Origin of the sequence: Catelliglobosispora koreensis DSM 44566, from assembly GCF_000379685.1 — a bacterium.
GTDB lineage: Bacteria > Actinomycetota > Actinomycetes > Mycobacteriales > Micromonosporaceae > Catelliglobosispora > Catelliglobosispora koreensis.
The window spans coordinates 45,534-67,888 of record NZ_KB903257.1 but is presented as its reverse complement, the minus strand read 5'-3'; the positions used below and the strand labels follow the sequence as shown (position 1 = coordinate 67,888).

19 protein-coding genes are annotated in these 22,355 nt (G+C 65.1%); 8 read left to right on the top strand and 11 right to left on the bottom strand.

Translation table 11 applies throughout. The features are described 5' to 3' along the window. Positions 1-22: 22 nt before the first annotated feature. From prcA to arc, 8 genes are all read right to left on the bottom strand, one after another. Positions 23-823 carry a proteasome subunit alpha gene (gene prcA, locus A3E1_RS0117805; protein ID WP_026208546.1) on the bottom strand — a complete coding sequence of 267 codons (801 nt, stop codon included), beginning with the start codon at positions 821-823 and terminating at the stop codon, positions 23-25. Positions 824-873: 50 nt separating this feature from the next. Then, the gene (gene prcB, locus A3E1_RS0117800; protein WP_020522153.1) at positions 874-1,716 is read right to left on the bottom strand and encodes a proteasome subunit beta; all 843 of its coding nucleotides are present in this window, start codon (positions 1,714-1,716) and stop codon (positions 874-876) included. 27 nt (positions 1,717-1,743) lie between these two features. After that, positions 1,744-1,920, bottom strand: coding sequence for an endonuclease domain-containing protein (locus A3E1_RS48445; RefSeq protein WP_020522152.1), 177 nt, complete (start codon positions 1,918-1,920; stop codon positions 1,744-1,746). Continuing rightward, a complete protein-coding gene (locus A3E1_RS0117795) occupies positions 1,898-2,110 on the bottom strand; it encodes a ubiquitin-like protein Pup (protein WP_020522151.1) in 213 nt (70 codons plus the stop codon). Before A3E1_RS0117795 ends, A3E1_RS48445 begins: the two co-directional genes overlap by 23 nt. Before the next feature lie 67 nt (positions 2,111-2,177). Next, positions 2,178-3,692 (bottom strand): depupylase/deamidase Dop, encoded by a 1,515-nt coding sequence (gene dop, locus A3E1_RS0117790; RefSeq protein ID WP_040391106.1) that lies wholly within the window; start codon positions 3,690-3,692, stop codon positions 2,178-2,180. Between the two features lie 34 nt (positions 3,693-3,726). After that, positions 3,727-5,814, bottom strand: coding sequence for a hypothetical protein (locus A3E1_RS0117785; protein WP_020522149.1), 2,088 nt, complete (start codon positions 5,812-5,814; stop codon positions 3,727-3,729). Next, a complete protein-coding gene (locus A3E1_RS0117780) occupies positions 5,811-7,313 on the bottom strand; it encodes a DUF2142 domain-containing protein (RefSeq protein WP_040391103.1) in 1,503 nt (500 codons plus the stop codon). Before A3E1_RS0117780 ends, A3E1_RS0117785 begins: the two co-directional genes overlap by 4 nt. A gap of 78 nt (positions 7,314-7,391) precedes the next feature. Then, positions 7,392-9,158 carry a proteasome ATPase gene (gene arc / locus A3E1_RS0117775; protein ID WP_020522147.1) on the bottom strand — a complete coding sequence of 589 codons (1,767 nt, stop codon included), beginning with the start codon at positions 9,156-9,158 and terminating at the stop codon, positions 7,392-7,394. A gap of 142 nt (positions 9,159-9,300) precedes the next feature. Between arc and A3E1_RS0117770 the strand changes: the two genes are divergently transcribed. Continuing rightward, on the top strand, positions 9,301-9,600 hold the full coding sequence (locus tag A3E1_RS0117770) for a ferredoxin (protein ID WP_026208545.1): 300 nt from the start codon (positions 9,301-9,303) through the stop codon (positions 9,598-9,600). Here the strand turns inward: A3E1_RS0117770 and A3E1_RS0117765 are convergent. From A3E1_RS0117765 to A3E1_RS0117755, 3 genes are read right to left on the bottom strand one after another with little or no spacing between them, the layout of a single operon-like run. Beyond that, on the bottom strand, positions 9,597-10,151 hold the full coding sequence (locus A3E1_RS0117765) for a hypothetical protein (RefSeq protein ID WP_020522145.1): 555 nt from the start codon (positions 10,149-10,151) through the stop codon (positions 9,597-9,599). The genes A3E1_RS0117770 and A3E1_RS0117765 overlap by 4 nt on opposite strands. Further along, positions 10,148-11,032 (bottom strand): tRNA (adenine-N1)-methyltransferase, encoded by an 885-nt coding sequence (locus A3E1_RS40795; RefSeq protein WP_051105059.1) that lies wholly within the window; start codon positions 11,030-11,032, stop codon positions 10,148-10,150. Before A3E1_RS40795 ends, A3E1_RS0117765 begins: the two co-directional genes overlap by 4 nt. A gap of 2 nt (positions 11,033-11,034) precedes the next feature. Further along, complete coding sequence (locus A3E1_RS0117755) at positions 11,035-12,168, bottom strand: site-2 protease family protein (RefSeq protein ID WP_020522143.1); 1,134 nt, start codon at positions 12,166-12,168, stop codon at positions 11,035-11,037. A gap of 65 nt (positions 12,169-12,233) precedes the next feature. Here A3E1_RS0117755 and A3E1_RS0117750 point away from each other — a divergent pair, with 65 nt between their 5' ends. The 7 genes from A3E1_RS0117750 to A3E1_RS0117720 all read left to right on the top strand — a co-directional run bounded on the left by A3E1_RS0117750 (position 12,234) and on the right by A3E1_RS0117720 (position 21,794). After that, complete coding sequence (locus A3E1_RS0117750; RefSeq protein WP_020522142.1) at positions 12,234-13,112, top strand: RecB family exonuclease; 879 nt, start codon at positions 12,234-12,236, stop codon at positions 13,110-13,112. A gap of 28 nt (positions 13,113-13,140) precedes the next feature. Continuing rightward, on the top strand, positions 13,141-14,382 hold the full coding sequence (locus tag A3E1_RS40790; RefSeq protein ID WP_245571247.1) for a sensor histidine kinase: 1,242 nt from the start codon (positions 13,141-13,143) through the stop codon (positions 14,380-14,382). Further along, positions 14,379-15,047: a response regulator gene (locus A3E1_RS0117740; protein WP_026208544.1), complete on the top strand. Its 669-nt coding sequence runs from the start codon at positions 14,379-14,381 to the stop codon at positions 15,045-15,047. The genes A3E1_RS40790 and A3E1_RS0117740 overlap by 4 nt, the downstream gene beginning before the upstream one ends. Before the next feature lie 111 nt (positions 15,048-15,158). Further along, positions 15,159-15,917: an ABC transporter ATP-binding protein gene (locus A3E1_RS0117735; RefSeq protein ID WP_040391101.1), complete on the top strand. Its 759-nt coding sequence runs from the start codon at positions 15,159-15,161 to the stop codon at positions 15,915-15,917. Then, positions 15,914-18,451: an ABC transporter permease gene (locus A3E1_RS0117730; protein WP_020522138.1), complete on the top strand. Its 2,538-nt coding sequence runs from the start codon at positions 15,914-15,916 to the stop codon at positions 18,449-18,451. The genes A3E1_RS0117735 and A3E1_RS0117730 overlap by 4 nt, the downstream gene beginning before the upstream one ends. Before the next feature lie 60 nt (positions 18,452-18,511). Next, positions 18,512-19,261: an ABC transporter ATP-binding protein gene (locus A3E1_RS0117725; RefSeq protein ID WP_020522137.1), complete on the top strand. Its 750-nt coding sequence runs from the start codon at positions 18,512-18,514 to the stop codon at positions 19,259-19,261. After that, entirely contained in the window at positions 19,242-21,794 is a 2,553-nt protein-coding gene (locus A3E1_RS0117720) for an ABC transporter permease (protein WP_020522136.1), read from the top strand. Before A3E1_RS0117725 ends, A3E1_RS0117720 begins: the two co-directional genes overlap by 20 nt. The last annotated feature ends 561 nt before the right edge of the window (positions 21,795-22,355 follow it).

The window sequence follows — 22,355 nt, the reverse complement described above, 5'->3', positions numbered from 1 at the left end:
CTAGCTGCCCGTGACGCCAAGGTCACTGTGCCGCCTCTTTGCCGTCGCCGTTGTCATCACTCTTAGCGTCAGCTTTGCCATCCGGTTTACCGTCGGCTTTGGCCTCCGCAGCCTGGGCCTCAGCACCGGGCATGACCGCCGTCAGCGCCGCGCCCGTCAGCCGGCGGAACTTCCTGCCTGGCCGCGAACGGTCCAGAATCGCCACCTCAAGCTGGTTAGCCGCGATCGTGCGAGAGCCGTTGTTGTCGCCGCCCACGCTGCCGATCGCCGCGAGCGCCAGTTTCAGCGCCTCTTTGAGCGTCAGCCCCTCACGGTGCTGTGCCTTAATCACGTTCGAGATCGCCTCGGCCTGGCCACCCATGGCCATGAACCCTGGCTCCTCCTGCACCGAGCCGTCATAGGGCAACCGGTAAAGCTCGTCCTTGGCCTCCGATGTGCCGACCTCGGCGACGCAGATCTCGACCTCGTAAGGCTTGCCAGGCTGCTCGCTGAAAATCGAGCCCAGCGTCTGCGAATAGGCACTCGCCAGCGCACGGCCCGTCACATCGCGGCGGTCGTAGGAATAGCCACGAAGGTCCGCCATGCGCACCCCAGCCGACCGCAGGTTCTCAAACTCGTTGTACCGCCCCACCGCGGCGAACCCGATCCGGTCATAGATCTCGCTGACCTTGTGCAACGTCGTGGAGATGTTCTCCGCGACGAACAGCACGCCACCGGCGTAGGTCAGCACGACGACACTGCGGCCCCGGGCAATGCCCTTGCGGGCATACTCCGAGCGATCCCGCATGATCTGCTCAGGTGAGGCGTAGAACTGCATAGCCACGGTGGCTGCTCTCCTCTTTGGACGGTCTGCGATTCGTTACAGCGTGTCGTTTATGGCGTCGGGCGTTCGGTGCGGGCGGCCAGAATCGCCTCCGCCATCGCAGCGGTCTCAGGCTCGGAATAACGGCTCGTGCCCTCCGCGGTCGCCGTCATGACGACCGGGAAAATCTTGCGGATGATGTCAGGCCCACCGGTCGCGGTGTCATCGTCAGCCGCGTCGTAAAGGGCCTCCACGGCCAGCCTCGCGGCCGCATCGGCGTCGAGCCCAGGCCGGTATGTCTTCTTCAGTGATGACTTGGCAAAAAGCGAACCAGAGCCGATCGCGTCGTAGCCGGTCTCTTCGTAAAGACCACCGGTGACGTCAAAGCTCCAGATGCGCCCGGCCTTCACCGGATCGTCAGCGTCGAGGTCGAAGCCGGCGAACAGCGGCACCACGACGAGGCCCTGCATGGCCGCTCCCAGGTTGCCGCGAATCATCGTCGCAAGGCGGTTCGCCTTACCGTCGAGGGACAGCATCGCGCCCTCGATCTTCTCGTAGTGCTGCAGCTCCACCTGGAACAATTTGATCAGTTCAATGCCGACACCCGCGGTGCCAGCGATACCCACCAGCGAATAGGGATCGGCGGGGTGCACCTTCTCGATGTCGCGGCTGGCGATGAGATTGCCCATCGTCGCGCGCCGGTCGCCGGCCATCACCACACCACCGGAGAACGTGATCGCGACGATCGTTGTCGCATGTGGAGCGAGGTCTTTCGCCGCACCGCCCTGAGGCAGGTTACGGCGCCCAGGCAGCAACTCCGGTGCCACCTGGCTCAGAAACTCGGTGAAAGACGAGTTTCCCGCAGCCGTGTAGGCCAGCGGTAGACGCCCGGATGTACCAAAATCGGCTGCCACTTCGTCTCCCTCAAGTACGAGATCGCTTTACCGCATCGTAGCCACGTCGCCCTTGAACTGACCAAGACCGCCGTTGCGCTTAAAGCACAGGATTCCTCGCACCTTACCGGAACGGTGGTCATGGTCCACATGCTCGGGGCCGGGCACGCCGGACGCCCAGAATTTCAGGCGCGACGGCCGGTCACTGACCGCCTTTTTGTACATAGCCGCGCACGAATTCTTCGGCGTTCTCTTCGAGGACGGCGTCGATTTCGTCAAGGAGGTCGTCGACGTCCTCACCGATCTGCTCGACGCGCTCGGCTACCTCAGGGTTGACTTCGGGGGCGACTTCTTCGATTTCGTCATCGCGGCGTGACTTGCCAGACTGGGACTGCCCACCGTCTTGTGTGGCCATTGGGTGCCCTCCCTATCGAACTAATGTCCGTTAACCGTAGCTCGCGAGGCGATCTCCACGCGAGTAGCTACGCCGTAATGATTTCGAGCAAGTCCTTCGCGCTCGGGCAGCGGTCGAACAAAGCGCCGACGTGCTTCTTGGTGCCCTTCTCCGGTTCCATCATCGGCACGCGCACCAAAGCTTCGCGGCCGACGTCGAAAATGACCGAATCCCAGCTGGCCGCAACGACTTCGGAGGCGTATTTGGCCAGGCACCGCCCACGGAAGTAGGCGCGGGTGTCTTCCGGCGGCTCCGTCATCGCCGCTTCGGTGACCGCCGGCTCAAGGAGCGTCTGCATCGCCCCGCGGGCGACAAGCCGGTGGTACAGGCCCTTTTCTGGCCGTACGTCGGAGTATTGCAGGTCGACAAGTTCCAGTTTGGACGATGCCCAGCCGAGGCCTTCGCGTTCGCGATATCCCTCTAGCAACCGAAGTTTCGCGACCCAGTCGAGTTCTTGCGCGCATAGCATGGGATCGCGGCCGAGGCGGTCGAGGACGCTTTCCCAGCGGCGCAGGACATCGGCGGTCATGTCATCGGTGTCAGCACCGGTCCGGTCGTCCACATAGGACCGTGCGCGTTCGTAGTAGGCCCACTGCAGGTCGAGGGCGGACAGCCGGCGTCCGTCACGCAGCCGCATGAGGTGCTTGAGCGATGGGTCGTGGCTGACGGCGCGCAGCTCGGCGACGGGGTCGGCGATGCCGAGGTCAGCACCGAGGGCCTTTTCCTCGATCATGGCCAGGATCAGCGAGGTCGTGCCGACCTTGAGGTAGGTGGAGATCTCCGACAGGTTGGCGTCGCCGATGATGACGTGCAGCCGGCGGTATTTGTCGGCGTCGGCGTGCGGTTCGTCACGGGTGTTGATGATGGGCCGTTTGAGCGTGGTCTCCAGGCCTACTTCGACTTCGAAGAAGTCGGCGCGCTGGGACAGCTGGAAACCGGCCTGGCTGCCGTCTTGTCCAATCCCGACCCGGCCGGAGCCGGTGAAGATCTGGCGGGTGACGAAGAACGGCGTGAGGAAGGTGACGATGTCGGCGAAGGGCGTTTGCCGGCGCATGAGGTAGTTCTCATGCGCGCCATAGGAAACGCCTTTGTTGTCGGTGTTGTTTTTGTACAGGTGGATCGGGTGGCTGCCGGGAATGGTGGCGGCGCGGCGGGCGCCTTCTGCCATCACTTTCTCGCCTGCCTTGTCCCACTTGACCAGGTCGAGCGGGTTGGTGACCTCGGGAGTGGAGTATTCGGGGTGGGCGTGGTCGACATAGAGGCGCGCGCCGTTGGTCAAGATGACGTTGGCCAGGCCGAGGTCTTCGTCGGCTAGCGCTTCGGCTGGGTCGTAGGCCGTGCCGGTGTAGGTGAACCCGCGCGCGTCACGCAGCGGCGATTCCTCTTCGTAGTCCCAGCGGGCCCGTCCGCCTCTGGTCAGCTCCGGCCGGGCACCGTAGGCGTTGACGACCTGCGAAGAGGTCACCATTGGGTTGGCGCCGGGCTGCCCGGGCACGGAAATGCCGTATTCGACTTCGGTACCCATAATCCGGCGAACGCTCATGCGCTTATCCTCACTCCCCTTGCCCCGTGTGGGTTCAGCCTAGCCCGCTGTGCGCCTTCTCGGCGCGAGGCGCTACCGGCTCCTGTTGATCAAGGTCCGCGCGAACGTACCGCGTGACTGCCGCCGCGGTGACCATCATGAGCACCGGGGCGACCAGCTGGAGACTCGACGTTCCGGTGGCCGGATCGCCGAGGGCGAAGAACACGGCAGCCGCGACCGCTGTCCCCACCACCGCCAGCCAGGTAAGTTCCGCTTTCAGCGAAGCCAGGACGGCCGCCGCGGCGATGATGGCCAGTGCGATCAGCATGCGGTCCCCCGCCGCCGTTTTAGCCACCAGGAACACGGCCCTTTTAAATTCTTCAATCCCTTGGGGGTACGCCGTGAGCGTCGCGTCCCCCCAAAGTGGCCGGGCTCCCAGGAAGATACCCAGAACCAGCGCCGGCAAAGCACCCGCGGCGGCGGGCAGCCACGCGTTGCCCAGCCGGCGGTCGCGAATGGCGACGATGAGCCAGACGGCAAGGATTGCGGCGGCCAGCGGAATGACGCGATAGGTCAGCACGGCCACGGCGATCAGCAAAGTGATCACGATGGCGGATTGGTGCCGGACCGTGATCCGCGATCCAGGCAGCAGTCCCAGGATCGCGACGCAGAACAGCAGTGCCACGGCGTTCGCCGTGCTGCTCAGGCTGTGGGTGAGCCACGTTTGCGTGAGCGTGAACGCCACCGCGGCGCTCACGCCGACGGTCAGGTCAAACCGGCGTTCCGTCACCTTGAGCAGGAGCAGCACCGCGGGCAGACCGATCAATGTGGACACATAGACCAGTGGGTCGCCATGTGGCAACGTTTCGCGGCCGACAAGGAAAGCCATCACCAGGTAGAGCCCGGCGACCGAGATCCACGCCAGCCGCGGCACGCCAAAGTCGGCCGCCCGCATCCACCGCCCGGCACGGGCTGGCTCAGCCCCGAAAGCCTCGGTGGACCGTGACGGGCGAATGCCGGTGGCCAGATCGCGGATAAGCGCCAGTGCGCACAGGATCAGCAGCGGCACCAGCGGGACGTAATAGCGGAAGTACGTCTGGTCGACGATGATCACCGTCATCGCCAGGGTCACCAGGCCGGTGCCCGCGAGGAGCGCGCTCAATTCCGACCGGAACCGCCAGCACACCGCCAGGATGGCGGCGCCGATGACGATGACCAGCGGCATGTCCAGCCAGCGCACGTAGTGGTAGTCAACCCGGATCTGCCAGGTCAGCACCTTCGGGATGGACACGAGCCCGTTGACGCCGAATTTCTCCAGCGCCAGCTGCTGGTACCGCGCGATCAGGCTGAGCTGGTCGCCCTCGAAAAGCCTTGCGGCGTAAAGGTTTTGCAGAAACGTTACCGCACCGGTCACCACGATGGACCCGGCCGCGAACGGCAGCCAGGCGTTGCCGAACTTGCGGTCGCGCAGCGCCACGATGAGCCACGCGAGGCTGACACCAAACGCGACGGTGATGGCGAACTGCCGGGTGAACAGGTTGAGCACGAGGATGCCCAGGAACCACACCACATCCCAGCGGCGGCGCTGGCGCAGCAACGGCAGGAACATCAGTCCCGCGACATTGAACATCAGGGCGAGGCTGTCGGTCATGGCCGACCCGGCGAAGCGGAACGCGATGGCGGGAATCAGCAGGGCGAACCCGGCCGCTATCGCCCACCAGTAGCCCCACATCCGCGACGCCAGCCGGATGAGCAGCACGGCCCCCGCGGCGTAGGCCAGCGCGGGCACGACAAGCATTCCAGCGCCACCAAACAGGGCCACGAACGGCGCGGATAGCAGCGGGTAGATCATGCGTGGCGCGACCACCGCGCCGTTCTCACCGTGGAAGAACGAGTGCTGGTAGTCGGCAGGCCAGCAGAACGTGCAGTTTTCCAGCCCGCGTGCCCCGGCGAGGTAGTCGTAGGTCAGCTGAGCGGCATCAGCCTCGGAGTAGCCGAGATAGCGGTAGGACCAGGCGAGGTAGAACCGTGAGTCGCTGAACCACTGATCGGTGCGCTCGAACGTGAGCGCCAGCATGACGAGGTAGATGGCGGCCAGGAGGGCCCAGACGATCCACCTGCGGCGCAAAAGCAACGCTGTCATGCGTTGACTGCCTTGGCCTTGGCCGCTGCCCGCCACAGGATGACAGTCAGGGCGAGGGCGCCCAGGATCGTTAGCAGCAAAGGAAGTTTGCTGCCCAGTACCGGCTGCCATTGGGTGGGGCCAATGATTTTGCTGAGTTTTATCTTGTCTTCGACGCCGGCTTGCCAGCGCTGCATGGTGTAGGCCAGGAACAGGACGTGCAGCGGGACAAGAATCACGGCGAACAGTTTGGACAGTGGCCGCGCCCAGGCGTCCGGGAAGCCGCGCTCCTCCAGGATCCACGCGCCTAACAACGGGAACCCGACGAGAAGCGGCAGCACATAACGGCCCTGCAGCACGAAGCCGGAACTGTTGGCCGCCAGGAGCTGAATGGCGGTCGGCACCACCACGGCACCGGTGAAGATGAGCATGAACCTGATCCGCCCGGCCCAGGTGGCCGCGGCGAACCCGAGGAACACAAACAGCAACGCGGCGCCCTGCCAAACGGCGTAAACCGGCCCGGGCAGCAGGGTGTCGTTCCACGCCATGACACCGACGAGTTCATCGGTGTAAAGACCCCACAGCCAGAACTGATAGCTGACAGCCAATTGCGGTGTCCACAGGTCGGCGGGCGGTTTCGTGGCCAGCTCGCCGGGCCGCATCGCCAGCAGCCAGGTGGCCGCGATGACCAGGGCGATACCGACGGCGATCATCGTGTGGCGCAGGGCCCGGTCACCCCACCAGCCCTTGATCTTTTGCCACGACACCGGGATCGCCAAGGCGAGGACGGCGCAGAACAAAAGAAACGGCCCCGCTGAGCGCAGGACCGCCATGAGCACCGCACTGACGCCCAGCAGCCACACCGCCCCGGTGGTGCGCTGCTCCGGTGGGCTCAGGAAGATGACGATGCCGGAGGCGAAGAAGGCGATGCCCGCGGCCAGCTCCCACCCACTGGGGTTAATGGCGCTGGCCATCTGCGCGATCATCGGTGTGAACACGACCGCGATGGCGCCGGCGAAAAGCGGGCCGCGCACCCGCAGCAGCAGCGCGAACGCGCACGCGAGCAGGACCGACGCGATAGCCCCGCTGATCAGCCGGGAAACGATGATGCCCGACCAGCCCGGCCACAGGTTCAGTGGCGCGCCCACAACCGCGTAGTACAGCGGGTTGTACCGCCCGGCCAGGCTCAGCACCTCAACCCGTCGCGGATCAGCACTCGGATCGCCGTTGCAGGCTGACGACACATACGGACGGAACGTCCAGCACATCCGGTCTTCGCGCACCATGCCCTGCGGCACGGTCTGAAGGGCGCCCGACCCTTGGTCGTTGGTCACCAGCTCGGGAAAGATCTCCCCGGCCGTCACCCCCGCCGCACGGTAGAGATGCTGGCGTTCATCGGGGGTGCCGTCATACGGTGCCGCGACCGCCCAGCCACCGATGATCAGGAAGAACGCGAAGAACGCGGCGATCCCAGCTTTCAGGTGATACCTGGGCTGCACCGAGGGGGTCGGCATAGACATCTGCGTATGGTTCCTTGGGCATCGGTAAAGCGATCGGCGCGTGACACCCCAAAGGATGCCACGCGCCGATCTTTTCGCTTAGAGGTACTGCCCTGTGTTGGTCACAGTGTCGATCGACCGGCCCGACTCGGTGCCCTTGCCGCCGGAAACCAGGGTGCGGATGTAGACGATCCGCTCGCCCTTCTTTCCGGAGATGCGGGCCCAGTCGTCGGGGTTCGTGGTGTTCGGCAGGTCCTCGTTCTCGCGGAATTCGTCGAGGCAGGCGTCGAGCAGATGCTGCAGGCGCAAGCCTTTCTTCCCGGAGGACAAGAACTCCTTGATGGCCATCTTCTTGCCCCGGTCGACGATGTTCTGGATCATCGCGCCGGAGTTGAAGTCCTTGAAGTAGAGCACCTCTTTGTCACCGTTGGCGTAGGTGACTTCGAGGAACCGGTTCTCCTCGGTCTCCGAGTACATCCGCAGGACCACCGCGTTGATCATCGCGTGGACACAGGCCTCGGCCGATCCACCATGTTCGGCGACGTCGTCCGCGCTTAGCGGCAGATCCGTGAGGATGTACTTGCTGAAAATGTCCTTGGCCGCTTCAGCGTCCGGCCGCTCAATCTTGATTTTCACGTCGAGACGGCCCGGCCGCAGAATCGCCGGGTCGATCATGTCTTCCCGGTTGGAGGCGCCAATGACGATGACGTTCTCCAGCCCCTCCACACCGTCGATCTCGCTGAGCAACTGCGGAACGATCGTGTTCTCCACATCGGACGAAACCCCAGATCCGCGGGTACGGAATACCGAGTCCATTTCGTCAAAGAACACGATCACCGGCGTACCCTCGGAGGCCTTCTCGCGGGCGCGCTGGAAGATGAGGCGGATGTGCCGCTCCGTCTCACCAACGTACTTGTTGAGCAGCTCGGGGCCTTTGATGTTCAGGAAATAGCTGGTGTGCTTGTCCTGTCCCCGGCTTTCGGCGATCTTCTTAGCGAGGGAATTGGCGACCGCTTTGGCGATCATCGTCTTTCCACAGCCGGGAGGGCCGTAGAGCAAGACGCCTTTTGGCGGCCGGAGCTGGTGCTCCCGGAATAGATCCGCGTGCAGGAACGGAAGCTCCACGGCATCGCGGATCTGCTCGATCTGGCCGGTAAGCCCGCCGATGTCGGTGTAATCGACGTCGGGCACCTCTTCCAGAACGAGCTCCTCAACCTCGCTCTTGGGGATGCGTTCATACGCATACGCCGAGCGCGGCTCGATCATCAAAGAATCGCCCGCACGCAGTTGCGTGCCGATCAGCGCATCGGACAGGAACACGATGCGTTCCTCGTCCGCATGCGAGATGACCAGCGCCCGGTCGCCGCCCTCAAGGATCTCCTTGAGGCCAACAACCTCGCCAGAACGTTCGAACCCGAACGCGTTGACGATGTTCAGCGCATCATTGAGCAGGACTTCCTGCCCGCGCTGGAGCTGCTCGACATCGATCGATGGCGACACCGCCACCCGAAGTTTGCGCCCACCGGTGAAGACATCAACCGTGCCGTCATCGTGTCGGGCGAGGAAGACGCCATAACCACTTGGCGGCTGCGCCAGGCGGTCAATCTCTTCCTTGAGGGTGACGATCTGGGCGCGTGCCTCTTTGAGGGTGGCGACCAGTCTCTCGTTGTTTTCTGTCAGCCGTGCCAGCTGTGCTTGAGTCGCGGCGAGCCGCTCCTCCAGCTGACGCACATGCCGCGGACTCTCGCTGAGCTTGCGCCGCAACAGGGCGAGCTCCTCCTGCAGGAACGCGACCTGCGTGGAGAGATCGTTGGCTTCTTTCTCCCACCGTGCTGCGCGCGCATCCGCGTCATCGCTGCGTGCCACGTCCCACCTCCCCGGGGGCTTATCCTTCGCTGGATCCTGCCTTGTTGGATACCAACGTCAGGGTGCTCTTAACACTAGCTGCTCTTGGCCATTAGGTAACGCATCAACATGGCCACATCCGCCTGGTTGTACTGTCGTTGCTGTGACCGAGTTTCGCGTACGGGTGGACCAGGATCTGTGCACCGGGGACGGGCTGTGCGTTCAGTACGCCCCGGAAGTCTTTGAATTCGACGTCGACGGCCTGGCCTACGTCAAGGATGAGTCCGGAGAACTGCAGCTCGCAGCTGGTGCACAGGTGAACGTGCCGGCGCACCTGCGACTGGAAATCATCGACGCGGCAAAAGAATGTCCCGGCGAGTGCATTCACGTGCACCGCGACGGGCACCAGCTCAGCGAAGAAGAGCGCGATCAGGTTCGCGACGAGATCGCCGCGCAGGTCTAAAGCAGCGGGCGCCCAGCGAGCGAAGCGACAAGCCGGGCAAACTCCTCAAGGCGGCCAATCTGCCCTGGGCCGCCATCTTCGAGCGTTTTGCCGAACCGCAGCGCGTCTTGGCGCACCGACACGCGGGCCTCTTCCAGCGGATGCCCGCCCGTGGCCTCATCGAGGGAATTCAGCAGCAGGTAGACGTCGACGCTGTCAACGCGCAACTGTCCGCTCGGGCCACGCATCAGCCGGCGGCGGCACCCCACCTCGATGACGGCCGAGAGCGGCACGACGCGCAGCGACGAAATCATCGCCCCAGCCGGGCCCTCGTTGGGTGATACGTCCTCGCCATGCCAAAGCATCAGCCGCGACCCGTCACACACGACGACCTCTTGCCACACTCCATTGTGCTCATTGACGAATCGCTCCAATGTGAACCCCAGCACCTGGGTTCCATTGAGGACACCGTTGAGCACATCGAGCGCGACTTCCGGGTCACGCAAATAGGCCCGCGCCGCCGACTCCAGATCCGGGTACGGCGACCAGTCCGGGAAAACGCTGGAGATCATTCTTCGTCCTCGCTGACCTTCGCGGCTGCGGCCTTGCGCTGCTGATACGCCTCCTGTCCCTTGCTCGGCTTGCGGCGCCGCGGCGGAGCGGTGACGCCAGGGGCGAGCTTGCGGGACCGGACGAGAAAGGCCGTATGCGCGATCATGCGGTGATCCGGGCGGACCGCCAGCCCGTCGGCATGCCAGTCGCGCACGAGCGACTCCCACGCCAAGGGTTCGGTGAACCCGCCTCGTTCGCGCAGTGCCTCAACGAGATCGGACAGCTGCGTCGTGGTCGCGACATAGCCGATGAACACCCCGCCGGGCAGCAGCGCCCGCTCGACCATGTCAAGCACGGCATAGGGCGTCAGCAGGTCGAGGATGATCCGGTCAAACCCGGTCTCGGCACAATCCGCCACATCACCGACCTTAAGGTTCCAGGCCGGGTGCGGTCCGCCAAACCAGGCTTCCACGTTCTTGCGGGCGATCGCGGCGAAGTCTTCGCGCAGCTCATATGACCACACCTGACCGCCGTCACCGACCGCGCGCAGCAGTGAACAGGTCAGCGCGCCGGACCCGGCACCCGCCTCAAGCACCCGCGCGCCCGGGAACACATCGCCCATGGCCACGATCTGGGCCGCGTCCTTGGGATAGATGACCTGCGCACCACGGGGCATGGACAGCACATAGTCGGCCAGCAGCGGGCGTAAGGCCAAATAGGACGTATTGCCGGCCGACTGGATGACGCTGCCGTCGGGCAGGCCGATCAAGTCGTCGTGGGCTAACGCACCCCGGTGGGTGTGGTAGGCCTTGCCGGGCTCCAGCACGATGGTGTGCATGCGGCCCTTGGGGTCCGTCAGCTGCACCCGGTCGCCTGGTACGAATGGCCCTCGCCGTGCCACATCTACCGCCTGTTCTTCTCTGGGTCCAGGACCCGGATGACGTCCATGATGGTCAGTACTCCGACGACATCATCCCCGGCCATCACAAGGTAAGGCCTATCCGGGTCCCCGCGCAGGAGCTTGATCACGTCGGCACCGCGGGCCGTCGATGGAATCGAGGACACGCCGTCAATGCCGCGCGCCACTGTCTCCACGGTGATCCACGGGCGGCGCTGATCGGGCACCGCCGCGGCACTCACCGAGTTGACGAGCGCGGTCAGCTTTCCGTCTGGCCCGGTCACCCCGAGCACCGCGTGCGGAACGCCAGCCTCCTCGGCCCGGCGCGACGCCTCGGCCAGCGACGTCCCGGCCGGCACCGGGAAGATCGGCCGGGCCAGCTGCAACGGGTCGACCATCGGGTAACGCGCGCGGACCCGCGCCGTCAGCAGCGCCACGGTCGCGCCACGCCAGATGCTGTACGCGATCCACACTCCAATGACGAGGGTGAGAATGCGTTGCTCGGCCAGGAAGAGCCAGACCGCGACACCGGCGGTCAGCAGGGCGACGACCCGCCCAGACCAGCCCGCGACCATCAGGCCACTGTCACGGTCACCTTTGGCGGCCCACACCGCCGCCCGCAGCGCCCGGCCGCCATCAAGAGGCCAGCCCGGCAGCGCGTTGTAAACCGCCACGATGATGTTTGCCAGCGCCAGCTGGGCCATGATCTTGTCAGCGATGGAGCCGTCGGGCAGGACAGCGGCACCGGCCATGCAGGCCAGCCCCAGCAGTGCTGAGACGGCCGGGCCGGCCAGCGCCGTGGCCAGTTCCACGCCGGGGCGGGGTGAATCGCGGTCGAACTCGGTGTAGCCGCCCAGCAGGTCCAGCGTGATGCCGCGTACTCCCACGTTGAAACGGCGTGCCGTGAAGGCGTGGCCTAGCTCGTGCAACAGCACCGAAAGCAGCAGTCCGGCCACGAACCCCAGACCGGCCAGAAACGCCGGCGCACCGGTCAACCCGAGTGAACTGCCCAGGCTGCTGCCATAGAAGATCACCACGAACAGGGCCAAGAAGACCCATGAGCCCGTGAGCCGCAGAGGGAACCCGAACACTTTCCCGACCTGAAAGCCGCTGGGCCGGTAGTCGTCGCCGGCGCTCACGAAACTCGCTCCATACGGGACAATGCTACGGGCAGGCTGTCGTACCTCTGCCCTAGCCTGTGTCCATGACCGAGGCTTCTGGGGTAGCGAGCGCAGTTCTTCCCTCACTGTCCCCTTCGCGGGCGGCTGACTTCAAAACGTGCCCGCTGCTCTACCGGTTCCGCACCATCGACCGCCTTCCCGAGCAGCCCTCGGCCGAGCAAGCCCGTGGCACGCTGGTGCACGCGGTGCTGGAGCGGCTGTTCGACAACTCAGCGGCCGAGCGCACCGAGCAGGCCGCCGGAGACCTCGTCGCCCCGCAATGGGAGCGGCTTCTGGCCGAGCAGCCCGAGCTCGCCGGATTGTTTGAGCCGGGCCAAGACGCGGAGCTGGCGGCGTTTCTCGAGTCGGCAAAAGGGTTGCTGCACGGCTATTTCAGCGTCGAAGACCCACGCCGGCTTGAGCCCGCCGAGCGAGAGACATTGATCGAGGCCGTTATCGACGATCAGCTGCTCATCCGCGGATACGTTGACCGCCTTGACGTTTCGCCCACGGGCGATTTGCGCGTAGTGGACTATAAGACCGGCGGTGCGCCACGGGCCGACTTCGAAGCCAGGGCCCTGTTTCAGATGAAGTTCTACGCCCTGGTGCTCATGCGCACGCGCGGCGTCGTGCCACGGGTGCTGCGCCTGGTCTATCTCAAAGACGCCGAGATCTGTGAGCACGTGCCCGATGCCGAAGAGCTGCAACGGTTTGAGAAGACTTTGCTGGCACTGTGGCGTGCGATCCAGGCCTCGACGGAAGCCCAGGATTTCCGGCCCAAGCCGAGCCGGCTGTGCGCGTGGTGCAGCCATCAGGCCCGCTGTCCCGAGTTCGGCGGGCAGATCCCCCCGTTCCCGCAACAGGTGACGGTCACCACGGTCGACAGCAGGCAGCTGCGCCTGGACGCCTCGCAGCAACCGTGAGTTAGCACGCCTTAGTTACTCTTCGTGGGTGCCTGTCCCCTCCTGGCTCCAGCCGATGCTGCGTCAAGCGTGGTGGTCGACGCCGCTGCGCGCCGACGCCGCACTCGCCGCGTCGATTCTGGGCGTGGTCTATCTGCTGATGCTGATCGCCCCACCGGGCTGGGGGGTGGGCAGCGGCTGGTACGCGGCGTTCCTGGCCGCGGTGGGCCTGATCCCGGTCGTGTTCCGCCGGATCTACCTGTGGCCGATGGGCGTGTTGTGCGCCATCATGACGCTGGGTTCGGCCGCCGAGGAGACCTCGTGGGCGAGCCTGGGCTACGCGGTGCTGGTGCTGGCCTACACGTTCGCCGCCTACGAGTCCTGGGGACGTGCCGTCGTCGGCTCGCTGCTGCTGTGGGTGCCAGCCCTGATTTCGCTCATCATCGCCGACCAGCGGGGCTACCTCGATGCTCACGGCGGCGAGCAGGTCATTACCGTGGCCGCCGGGCTAATGATCAACGGTGTGTCCGCGGTGGTGATATTCCTCATTGGACGGACCGTGCGGGCCCGCCGCGAAGTGGCCCAAGCGCTTAAGGACCGGGCCGCCGCGGCCGAGGCGGGCCAGCAGGCACACGCCGAGCAGGCCGTGGCCGAAGAGCGCCGGCGCATCGCCCGCGAACTGCACGACGTCGTCGCCCACCACGTCAGCGTCATCTCGGTGATGGCGACCGGGGCAAGACGCGTCCTCAAACACGACTACGACGCCGCCGAGCAGGCACTGTCGACGATCGAGCAGACGAGCCGCACGACGCTGCGCGAATTGCGCCGGCTGTTGTTCCTGCTGCGCATCGAGGCCGAAACCGAGTCTGAGCTGACCCCACAGCCCGGCATGGATGGCATCCGCACCCTTGTCGATCAGGTTCGCGAGGCGGGGCTGCCCGCTCATTTGCGCATCTCTGGTGAGCCGTATCCGCTGGATCCGGGTGTCTCGCTGACGGCCTACCGCATCGTGCAGGAGGCCCTGACCAACGCGCTCAAGCACGCCGGCGGGCAGGCCACGGCCGAGGTGCGGATGGGGTTCTCGGCCGCCGAGTTCACGATCGAAATCTTCGACACCGGCAACGGCCCGGCGACCACGAGCACCCCGGGGCACGGTCTGCTCGGGATGCGGGAACGTGTTGCCGTCTATGGCGGAACGCTGCGTACCGGACCCCGGCCTGGGGGCGGTTTCCGGGTATACGCGAAGATTCCCGTAGAAAGCACTCCGGCAGAAGTGGAGGCGGTCGCTTGAGGCCGATCAGGGTGCTGCTCGCCGACGATCAGCAGCTACTGCGCACCGGGTTCAAACTCGTGCTGGGCACCGAACCAGATCTCGACATCGTGGGTGAGGCCACCGACGGTGCCGAAGCGGTCGAGATGGCCCGCCGCCTGCTGCCCGACGTGGTGCTGATGGATGTGCGGATGCCGCGCCGCGACGGGGTGACCGCGACCCGCGACATCGTGGCGCAGAAACTGCCCGTGCGAGTGCTCATTCTCACGACTTTCGATTTGGACGATTACGTCGTCGGGGCGCTGCGCGCGGGGGCGAGTGGGTTCCTGGCCAAGGACGTGCCGGCCGAGGAACTGGTCGCCGCGATCCGCACGGTGGCCGCGGGTGAGGCCGTTGTTGGGCCGAGGATTCTTAAGCGCCTGCTGGACCGGTTCGCCACGCTGCTGCCCGATCCGGCGGCCGAGTTCCCCAATCAGCTGGCATCGCTGACCGACCGGGAACGCGAAGTCCTCATTCAGGTCGCCAAAGGACTGTCCAATGCGGAGATTGCCGCCGCGCTTACTGTCAGTGAAACGACAGTGAAGACACATGTCGGGCATATGCTCACCAAACTCGGGCTGCGTGACCGGGTGCAAGCCGTTGTCCTGGCTTACGAAACCGGGCTCGTCCGCCCTGGCAGCGCCTAGCCCGGCAGACTCTTCTCCTCCTTAGGGAGGACACCTTCCCCCACAGGATCTAGACCAAGACCGTGCTGCGGTCTGAGGGTTAGCTGGCAGAGCACTGCGACTCTAAGTGACATGAGTTCGCCTATTAGCGCCGCCGCCCGTGCGGCGGATGTGTGGAAGGTTTACGGCTCCGGGGAGGCGCAGGTCATCGCGCTGCGCGGGGTGAGCCTGGAGATTGAGCGGGGCAAATTCACCGCCATCATGGGACCGTCCGGGTCGGGCAAGTCGACGCTGATGCACTGCCTTGCTGGCCTTGACTCGGTTACCCGGGGCCAGGTGATCATCGGCGACACGGTGGTGACGGGCCTGGGCGACAGCGGCCTGACCAAGCTGCGCCGCGAGAAGGTGGGCTTCATCTTCCAGCAGTTCAACCTGTTGCCAACGCTGACCGCCGAGGAGAACATCCTGCTGCCGCTGGCGATCGCGGGCCGCAAACCTGACCAGGAGTGGTACCAGACGGTCATTCAAACGGTCGGTCTCAGTGACCGGCTCAAGCACCGGCCAACGGAATTGTCCGGCGGACAGCAGCAGCGCGTGGCTTGTGCCCGTGCGCTGGCCGCCCGGCCGGAAGTCATCTTCGCCGACGAGCCCACGGGCAACCTGGACTCCCGCTCCGGCGCGGACATCCTGAACTTCTTGCGCCGCAGCGTTACCGAGTACGGCCAGACGATCGTCATGGTGACGCACGATGCCAACGCGGCCTCCTATGCCGACCGTGTCGTGTTCCTGGCCGATGGCCAGATCGTCGATGAGCTCACCGATCCGAGTGCCGACGCGGTGCTCGACCGGATCAAGCGCCTCGACCTGTCGGTGCAGGCGGCAGCGGAATGATTAAGGCGAGTCTGCGTGGGCTGCTGCACCGCAAGCTGCGGCTGACGCTCGCGATCGTGGCCATCGTGCTGTCGGTCGGCTTCCTGTCGGCCATCACGGTGCTCAATGACACCCTCAACAAACGGTTCAGCGGCCTTTTCCAGACGCTGAACGAGAACGTCGCCGTGCAGGTGCAGGCCAAGGAGGTCAGCACCGGGGAGACCCCACGGCTGACCGCGGCACAGCTGCAGCAACTGTCCAACGTGGACGGTGTCAACGGCACGTCCGGCGACGTCAGCGACGAGGCCGTAGTGCCGTTCAAAAAGGACGGTAACGAGGTCACCGCTCAGGGCTTCGTCGGCGTTGGCGCGTCAGGCGACGACCCGCTCGGCCTGATCTCGTTGCGCGAAGGCACCTGGCCGAAGACCGCCAGCGAAGTAGCCCTTTCGGCGAACACCGCCAAGCTGGCCGGCGTCAAACGCGGCGAGATCATCAAGGTTTTCGTCTCGCAAGTCGGCGAGCCAAAGCCTTACACCGTCAGCGGCATCGTGGAATTTTCCGGCGGCCGCGACTCGCTCGCCGGTGAATCGCTGGTCATCTTCGAGCTCGGCCACGCGCAAGAGATGTTCTATGGCCAGAAAGACGTCTTCGCCGGCGCCTCCTTCAGCGCCGACTCCGGCGTCAGCCAGGAAGAACTCAAGAAGCGCATCACGGCAGCGTTGCCGTCCGGATTCGAGGCCAAGACCGGCGACGAGGTGACCGAGGAACAGTCGAACCAGCTGGCCGGCCAGTTCGACTTCATCAAAATCATCCTCAACACGTTCGCCTACGTGGCCGCGTTCGTCGGCATCTTCCTGATCTACAACACGTTCAATATCGTTGTGGCGCAGCGCTCCCGGGAGCTGGCGCTGCTGCGCGCGATGGGTGCCAGCTGGGGCCAGGTCACCGGTGCGGTGATCCTGGAGGCGCTGATCGTTGGTGTCGTGGGCTCCACGCTGGGCCTCGCGGCCGGTATTGGTGCGGGGATGTGGGGCGAGTCCGCTTTGACCGGTGCCCTTGGCGCCGAGATCAAGAGTGCCGGTGTCGTCGTGTCCCCCGCGGCCATCATCACCGCCTACGTGATCGGCATCCTGGTCACGCTGATCGCAGCCTTCGTGCCGGCGATCAAGGCTTCACTCGTTCCCCCGCTCGCGGCTATGCGGGAGATCGCCCGGCCGGACAAGTCGCTCAAGGGTCTTTCCATCACGGGGGCGGCTCTCGCCGTACCAGGAGTAGGTATTGCGCTTCTTGGTCTTTATGCCAGTTTCACCGGCAGCATCTTCGTCATGGGATTCGGCCTGGTGCTGGCGCTCATCGGCCTGATGCTGCTCTCACCGCTGCTGGCCCGTCCCGTGGTGCGCGTGGTGGGAATGGCTGTGGCGTGGGGGCAGGCGGGCAAGCTCGGCGTGCGCAACTCGTTGCGCAACCCGCGCCGCACCGCCGTCACCGCGATCGCGCTCATGATTGGCGTCACGCTGATCGGGGCGGCCGCGACGGTGGTGTCGTCGTTCAAGCACAGCCTGCAAGCTGACATCGGCAAGTACGACGTCGCGATCATGATCGTGGGGCCGAACTACGCGCCGCCGAACGGCAAGACGGGCTTCGAGGCGTCCGCTTTGGACAAAGTCGAGGCGCTGCCGGGGGTGACGGGTGCCGAGCCGTGGTGGCTCACCATCGAATCCTCCATCGCCGGTCAGCCGATCCCCGTGGTGGCCACCGATGTGGCCGCCGCGCAGAAGATGTGGAAGCTGGAAACCGTTGGCGGCGCGCTGCGCACGCTGAGCGCGGGTGAATTCGTGTCTGACCACAACACCGCCAAGAGCCTGAACTGGAAGGTCGGCGACTCGGTCAAGGTTCGTGTCGGCACGACGGAACGCGACTACAAGCTGGTGGGCATCTACAAAGCCACGCCTTCGGTGTCGGGGCCCGTGTTCGGGTTGCCTGCCGTGGACGACTTTGAAGGAAAGCTTGCCTACCAAGGGTTCGTCACCGTCGCACCGGGCACCGACGTCGCCGCGACCGTGGCGGCGACCGAGAAGATCATGGCTGGCTACCCCGGGGTGACCGTCGGCGACATGTCGACATTCCTCAAGCAGTTCAACCAGATCTTCGACTTCCTGCTTCTGGCGGTCACGATCCTGCTCGGCATGGCTTTGCTCATCGCCGTGCTCGGCATCCTCAACACGTTGCTGCTGAGCATCGTCGAGCGGACCCGCGAAATGGGACTGGTACGGGCGATCGGGCTCAGCCGCGGCGGAGTCGTACGCATGATCGGTGTCGAATCGATCCTGATCTCCGTGTTCGGCGCCCTGCTCGGCCTGGCGGCCGGGGTCGGCATCGGCGTGCTGCTGTGCCAGGCACTGATCGAAGGCGATTTCCTCACCGAGATCGTGCTGCCGTGGGGCAACCTCGCGGCCTACGTCGGGGCGGCGATGTTCTTTGGCATCGTGGCAGCCATCATCCCGGCGTGGCGGGCGGCCAAACTGGACGTCCTGGAAGCGATCGCCTACGAGTAGCCATCGCTGATTTTCCCGGAATACACCTCAAACAGGTCGTATTCCGGGAAAATCACTTCCATGGCGATGCAACCTGCCGCTCGGGCGGTCACGGTTTGGAAGATCTACGGCAGCGGCGAGGCACAGGTTCAGGCCTTGCGCGGCGTGTCAGCCGACTTTGAGCGGGGCAAGTACACCGCCATCATGGGCCCCTCCGGGTCGGGCAAGTCCACCCTCATGCACTGCCTGGCCGGGCTGGACACCGTCAACGCCGGCGAAGTGTTCATCGGCGACACTCAGGTCACCGGCCTCGGCGACGCCGGGCTCACGAAACTGCGGCGCGACAAAGTTGGCTTCATCTTCCAGCAGTTCAACCTGCTGCCCACGCTGACCGCCGAAGAAAACATCAAGCTGCCGCTGGCGATCGCGGGACGCGCACCCGACAAAGCTTGGTACGACACAGTGATCCAGACGGTCGGCCTCGGTGACCGGCTGCACCATCGCCCGGCCGAACTGTCCGGCGGACAGCAACAGCGCGTCGCCTGCGCCCGTGCGCTCGTCTCCCGTCCGGAAGTCATCTTCGCCGATGAGCCCACGGGCAACCTCGACAGCAAGTCCGGCAACGATGTGCTCAACTTCCTGCGCGACTCGGTACGCCATCACGGCCAGACGATCGTCATGGTGACCCACGACCCGAACGCCGCGTCCTATGCCGACCGTGTCGTGTTCCTGGCCGACGGCGAAATCGTCGACGAGCTGCACTCCCCCACCGCCGACGGGGTGCTGGACCGGATGAAGAAGCTCGACCGGCGTGGGGACGCCGATGCTTAAGGCGATGCTGCGCGGGCTGTTCGCGCACAAACTCCGGCTCATCCTTTCCGCACTAGCCATCGTCTTGGGCACGGCGTTCATGTCGGCGGCTTTCGTCAGTGGCGACACCATTTCCCGCGGCTTCACCGACCTGTTTTCGACCGTGAATGAGAACATCGACGTTCAGGTGACCGGCAAGAGCGACGTTCCCGTCAACCCGGCCGGCGGCGAAGGGCTCGTCACCGCCCTCGTTCCACAGTCCATTGTGGACAAACTCAAAACCGTCGACGGCGCGCAAACCGTTACCCCGCAAGTGGTTAGCGACGGCGCCCGGGTCATCGACAAGAACGGCAAAGCCATCGCGACCACCGGCGCCCCGCGCCTGGGCGGAGCCTGGGTCGACGGCGACCCGGCCGTGGAGATCCGCGAGGGCAACCCGCCACGTGCGGCTGACGAGGTCGCCATCACCGCCAACCTCGCCAAGACCGGCGAATTCAAGGTCGGCGACACTATCGAAGTCATCACGTTGCAGCCCAGGCAGAAGTTCAAAGTTTCCGGCATCGCCGGCTACGCAGGCGGGCGTGACTCGCTTGGCGGGGAAACGTTCGTGTTCTTCACCCTTCCCGTGGCACAGGAACTCATGCTCGGCACACCCGGCATGTACTCCAACGTGGACATCAAAGCTGCCTCCGGTGTCAGCGACGGCGAACTCAAGCGGCGCGTCGAGACCGCCATTGGCACCACCGAGTACAAGACGCTGACCGGTCAGGAAACGGCTGACGCTCAGGCCAGCGGCATCCAGAGTTTCCTCAACGTGTTCAAAATCGCGCTCAGTGTCTTCGGCATCCTCGGCCTGATCACGGGCGCCTTCCTCATCTTCAACACCTTCTCGATGCTGATCGCTCAGCGCACCCGTGAGCTAGCCCTGTACCGGTCCTTTGGCGCCAGCCGCAATCAGGTGCTCAACTCCGTGCTCCTCGAGTCCATCCTCTTAGGACTCGTCGCCTCACTGATCGGGCTAGGACTCGGCGTGCTGCTCGGCTGGGCGATGACCAAACTGCTCGCCTCCAGCGGGCTGCCCTCCGGCAGTGTCGTGCTCAAACCGGCCGTCGCCATCGGCACGCTGCTCGTGGGCACGCTCATTACCGTGCTGGCGGCACTGATTCCGGCGCTGCGGGCCTCACGGGTCGCCCCGATCGAGGCCATGCGCGACGCGGCGCGGCCCGACAAACCGTTGCGTACCATGACTATCGCCGGGCTCATCACCCTCGCCGTCGGCATCGTGCTGCTCATCTTGCGCGGCACCAAGGCCGTCGACAACAACGTCATCACGCTCGGGCTCGGCAGCTTCCTCATCTTCATCGGTGCCGTCATGCTCGCTCCCGCGCTGACCCGCCCGATCACCGGGGCCATCGGCAAACTCGTTGACTGGGCTATGCCCGGGCGCCTTGGGGTGCGCAACACCGGCCGCAACCCACGGCGTACAGCCCTAACCGCGGCCGCTCTGATGATTGGCGTCACCCTGGCCACCGGCGCGGCCGTCTTCGCCTCATCGGTCAAAGCCGGCGTGACCGACCTGTTCCGCAGCGACCTCAACGCCGATCTGGTGATAGCGGCCGACTTCGCGAGCGGCCCCACCGCCGGCTTCGATCCGGCGATCATCAATCAGGTCAAGGCGATCCCGGGCGTAACCTCCGCGACGGCCATCCAGTCAGACGCGGTGCGCCTCAACGGAAAAGACGGCTTCGCCTCCGCGCTCGACGTCGAACCGTCCAAGACCCTGTTTGGGCTCAAGGCAAAGTCAGGCGACATTCGCGACCTCAACGCTGGCGAAGTCATCCTCAACGACGCCTTCGCCACCGAGACAGGCCTCAAACCCGGTGACTCCACCACTTTGGTGACCGCCCGCGGCGGCGAAAGCCCGCTAAAGGTCGTCGGCATCCTGCAGCCCAACCAGCTCGTCGGCTCACCCGTGGTCAGTTTCGCTGACGCGCAAGGGTTCCGCGTGCCGGTCGCCCAGCAGGGCTACGTCAAAGTCGCCGATCCGTCGCAAGTGGACGCTGTGCGCGCTCAGATGAAAACACTCGTGGCCGACAATCCCGAAGTCACCGTCACCGATCCGTCGGAACAGCTCAAGCAGAGTACGTCGTTTCTCGACCTGCTTCTCAACGTGCTCAACGTGTTGCTGGGCCTCACTGTCCTCGTGGCTGTCCTCGGCGTCATCAACACCTTGCTGCTGTCTGTTTTCGAACGCACCCGCGAGCTCGGCCTCCTGCGCGCCGTCGGCATGAGCCGCAGCAAAATGGGCTGGATGGTCGCCACCGAATCCGTGCTCATCTCGCTCCTCGGCGCCCTCCTCGGCCTCATCGTCGGCACCGGCCTGGGCATCGCCCTGGTCAAAATCTTCGGCGGGGACTTCCTCAAACTCACCATCCCGTGGGGCTTCCTCATCACCGCCCTCATCGGCGCCGTCATCGCCGGCCTCGTCGCCGCGCTCCTACCAGCCATCCGCGCCGCCCGCCTCAATGTGCTGCAGGCCATCTCTTACGAATAGCTGGGCGCGGGCTTTGGTTTATGCCGGCAGGTGCCCGGCCGTTTGGGGTGGCGGTCTTCATTTCCGATGTCCGCGTGGGTCTAGACCGTCCCTCCCGCGAGGACCTTCCTGTCCGTGCATCCCTGGCCCGCCATCTCCACCCTTCCCCCGCTCCCCTCGCGGCTCCCGGCCCCGGTCCCAAACCCCTTGGCTCACAGCGCCTCAGGCCCCGACTCTGGCCCCTCGCCCGCCGTCGCAACAGCCCTCGCCCTTGGCTCGCTTCGCTATTGGCCCTTCGCCGACCGCGCTTGCGGCCCGCCGCCGTAGCACCTTCGGCCACGCCCCTTTTCGCCGGCGGCTACAGGCCTGCCACCGCAACAGCCTTCGCCGCTTGCCCCCGTCGCTCCTCCCGCATCTCATTTCACCGTTCCCTCCCCGAGCGTGATCTTCATGCGAGATCCACATCCCGAAAAGGATGATCGATTGGCGGTTTGATCACGCTTTTTGGGATGTGGTTCATCCTCAGTGATCGACTCCGGCATTCGTTGGTGCAGCGGCGGCCTCGGCATGGCACCTGCCGAG